The 4,087-nt window shown below is 39.6% G+C and carries 4 protein-coding genes; all 4 read right to left on the reverse strand.

Going from position 1 to position 4,087, the window contains the following annotated elements; all coding sequences use genetic code 11:
* Positions 1-10: 10 nt before the first annotated feature.
* Positions 11-604, reverse strand: coding sequence for an aggregation-promoting factor (apf, locus tag PS3_RS01840; protein ID WP_007121840.1), 594 nt, complete (start codon positions 602-604; stop codon positions 11-13).
* A gap of 298 nt (positions 605-902) precedes the next feature.
* On the reverse strand, positions 903-1,724 hold the full coding sequence (locus PS3_RS01845; protein ID WP_007121841.1) for a Cof-type HAD-IIB family hydrolase: 822 nt from the start codon (positions 1,722-1,724) through the stop codon (positions 903-905).
* 11 nt (positions 1,725-1,735) lie between these two features.
* Positions 1,736-3,580: an acyltransferase family protein gene (locus PS3_RS01850; protein ID WP_007121842.1), complete on the reverse strand. Its 1,845-nt coding sequence runs from the start codon at positions 3,578-3,580 to the stop codon at positions 1,736-1,738.
* A gap of 17 nt (positions 3,581-3,597) precedes the next feature.
* Positions 3,598-3,906, reverse strand: coding sequence for a hypothetical protein (locus tag PS3_RS01855; protein WP_007121843.1), 309 nt, complete (start codon positions 3,904-3,906; stop codon positions 3,598-3,600).
* Positions 3,907-4,087 lie beyond the last annotated feature (181 nt).

Consider the following 4,087-nt stretch of genomic DNA (forward strand, 5'->3'; position numbering starts at 1 on the left):
GGTAAAAATATTAGTACCAACCGTTAGCTTCCCAGAATGCCTTAGCGGCTGTCCATGAACCATAACGACTAGCAACGTATTGATCAGCAACCTTTTCTTGGTTAGAAGCCGATAGATCACCATTTAAGTATGATAGTGACAATTGGTAACGACCATAATAGTTCCCGTTACTTGCGGTATAAGAACCACTGGATTCCTTTTGAGCAATCCATTCCTTCGCTTCAGCTTCACTGCCGGAGACAGATGAAGTATAGCTAGAAGAATCAGTTGTCGTTGAACTGTTAGAATCAGTATTACTACTGTTATCACTCGTGGTTGAAGAATCGGTATTAGTTGATGCATTATCACTACTATCGGTTGGGATAGTAAGTTGTTCACCAACATAGATTACGTTTTGGTCACTGATATTGTTAGCTTTTACAATTGAACTAACTAATGATTTATCACCAACATATTGTTGGGAAATACTATTTAAGGTATCACCACTCTTAACAGTGTAAGTGGTATCGGCATTAGCAACAGTTACGGCAGCAGTTACTCCCAATGCTAATGCTCCTAAGGTCGTCGTTAATTGGATTAAGAACTTTTTCTTAAACTTAAACATGTAATATATCATTCCTTTTCTTTGTACTTGCCTTAGCGACAAGTAATATACTACTGGAATAAAATTACTGATTCATCACAAAAAGATTACGTTCCCTTTCTCTTTTGTTATCTTCTGTCATTTAATCACCTGTTTTAAGACTACCATTCCATTTAAATCTGCTACCGAATCCTATCACTAAGCATTTTAGCGATATTTTCATATTATCGTTATTTGATGTAATATTTACTCCCTAAATTTTTGCAAAAAAAGGGCTAAATCAAGGTTAATCACCTTAATTTAGCCCTTTTTAGTCTTTTTATTGCAATAATGTTACAAATTTATTCTCAATGTAAACTGCCACGCCGTCTTCATCGTTAGATAAAGTTTCGTGATCGGCAATTGTTTTAACAGCCGGCAAACCATTCGCCATCACCACTCCATCACCAGCCGCTGCTAACATTTCTTTATCATTATCAGCATCACCAAAAGCCGTTAGGTCTGCAAAGGTCATTTCAAAATGCTCCAGTAAGTGCTGCAAGCCCACTGCTTTATTTAATCCCAAAGGAATAAATTCTAAGATATGTGGTTGCGATTGAACCACCGTAAAGTGTTGCCCTATTTGATCATCATCCCGAACTAAAGCTTTCACCTGCGCCATTTGGGCTGGATCTACCGCAATAACTGCTTTACTGTATAATTTATCTCCCGCTGGTAAGTCTTGATAATCATCATTGGTAAAGTCAATTCCTTTCACCGTAGCACCATATAAAGACTGTTGTCCGGTTTTAATTTCATATACTTTATCAAAATCAAGAACATCTAATGGCAATTGGTGTGCCATGACGAATTCATACAAAACATCTAAATCCGACTTTACAAGTCCTTTTTGAAATAAAAATTCGCCCGTTTGATTATTAGTTACGAGGCCTCCATTAAAGTTAATGGTATAGTCTTCCGCCTGATTGAGTTCTAGTTGATCGAGATAATTCCGAATGGCGTTTATTGGTCTCCCGGTGCATAAAACAATTTTGACCCCGGCTTGATGAACCCGCTTCAGAACCTGTTCATTCCGTGGACTGATTTCTTTATCAGAATTAAATAAAGTATTATCTAAATCTAAGGCGATCATTTGTTGCATTATCATTACCTCTACTTATTATATTTTAATATCGTGGTTGCAATCAGCCGCGTAAATTGCACATTACCCTTTTCTTGCATATGAACCTGATCACTGGCAAACCAGTCATTATGATCCTTACTTAATTGGTACCAATCGACAAGATGAACATTTTGGTGGGTTTTTGCCGCTTTTTTTATCTGGTCATTTACCGAATCTTGCCATGATCTAGTCGGCACATGCGCAGTTACCCAATAGACCTGGCGCTTACTACCAATAATCGATAACATCTCATCCACCGCTTGATCCTTAATTGGACCATTAGTACCTAAATTAAGAACGACAATATTGGCCAAGCGTCCTTGACTAGCCAAAGTCTTTAAAACAGTAGGCGTATCGTTTCCTTGACGGCCAACCTGACCATCAACATATGCGAGGGGCATTAATTGTTGAATCGATTGAGATGCATCCAGCATTACGGAATCACCAACGGCGGTAATTTTTAATCGCTGTAGTTTTTTGACCTGCTTTGTAGTTAAATCATAACGCTGCTTAATCGAATTACTATTAACATTCACCTGGGGCGTCTTGCCAGCCGCAATTTCTTGATTCCGTTTCGCGATCATTTTGGCATTTTGCGTAATCCGTTTTTGAACTGCCGTCGCTGTTGGCTTCGGTTCAGGTAAACATAATCCGTAGATGGCAATCCCAGTTAAGATTAGGGCCGGGCCAACCACTAGCCACCGTCGCCATTGAGTCCGATTAAAGAGAGTCCGTAAGGTCTGTCCTAGATTATGCCAATCATAATTAGCTAATGGGCGTTCGAAGTAACGATAAGATAATTCACTAATCCCCATAATAATTGCCAGCTGGATAATGCCGTGAATTAATGGATGATTTCCCACCTTAACAACATTTTCATAAAAAATCATAACGGGAAATTGATAGACATAGATTCCATATGAGCGTTTCCCGATCCAGGTAAACAAATGATTAGTTAATAGACGGTTCATATGGGCACCTGGATGAACAATCGTCGCTAGCAAGATCGTCCCCAAGAAACTATAACCAAACATTGCTCCTCGGTAAGTAGCGGCATCCTGCCCCGATAGGGTGAAGAAACCAAAAATGGTTCCCAATAAGGTTAGGATGCCCAAAAAATCTAGCGCTGTTGACCACGCTCGGTCAATATTTGGTCGAAGATGATTAATGGGCCAAATCAAACCTAAAAAGGCCCCTAACATAAGCGAAAAAGCCCGCGTATCGGTCCCGTAATAGACCCGATTAATGCTAGTCGGGTGATATAGGACCGCCATTTCAAGCGCTGACAGGATTGCCAATAACAATACTACCCACCTAACGCGCTGACGACGTTGATAAAACATCATCAACAAAATTACTAAGAGCATTGGCCAAAGAACATAAAACTGAACCTCAACCCCCAGCGTCCATAAATGGGTAAAAGGAGATTCGCCCGCAAAGCGATCAAAATAAGATTGCCCATGCCCAATTTCCCACCAGTTATAGACCCACAAAAGATTGGTCCAAATCGTCGACCGCAAATTTACTAATAAGGATCTTTGAAACAAGGTAATATAAGCCGTTGTCACAATCAACATCGCGACTAAAGTTGGATACAACCTTTCAAATCGTTTATGATAAAAATGAAAAAAGTCAATCCGATTCGTGTGGTCATACTCGACCACTAATTGACAAGTGACAAAGTAACCTGAAATTAACAAGAAGATGGGAACTCCCAAAAATCCCCCTTGCGCGACACTGGGCATTAAATGATAAATAATCACCCCAATAACCGCAATTGCCCGTAATCCATCGACCCCTGTAATATGTCGTCGTCCCGTTTGCCTATTCCCCATTTATTTCCCCCAACTTTTTATCCAACGTGGTTATCCTGCACGATCGTTTGCACCCACTCGTCCGCTTCATCATTTCGCGGCCATTCTTCCCAATGGTCCATTGATTCGTCTTGCATTTGATAATGTTCGTTAACGAACTGTTCATATTTAATCACAGTTTGTGAGTGTGGAATATTTAATTTTAAAATTCGCACTTCCTTAATGAACCCTCGTTCAGCGGCAAGTTCGGCACGACCATTGTGCACCATATTACCAATTTCGTAATATTTACTCCCATCTAAACGGGTAATTTGTTCAATTAGGTCTAAGACCCCAATTTCAGCCATATTCTCACTCCTTCAACCAATAATTATAACCAATCCCAATAAAAAAATCACCGCCTATAAGACGATGATTGGCATAAGAGAGAAAGAGAATTGATTAGAAGGTAATTCCTTACCTTATGTCATAATAATACTAAAAGGTGTAAGCGCTGTCAAACCCTTTTCTATAAATGTATCTGTCAAG

The sequence above is a fragment of the Limosilactobacillus gastricus PS3 genome (genome assembly GCF_000247775.1).
Classification (GTDB): Bacteria; Bacillota; Bacilli; order Lactobacillales; family Lactobacillaceae; genus Limosilactobacillus; species Limosilactobacillus gastricus_A.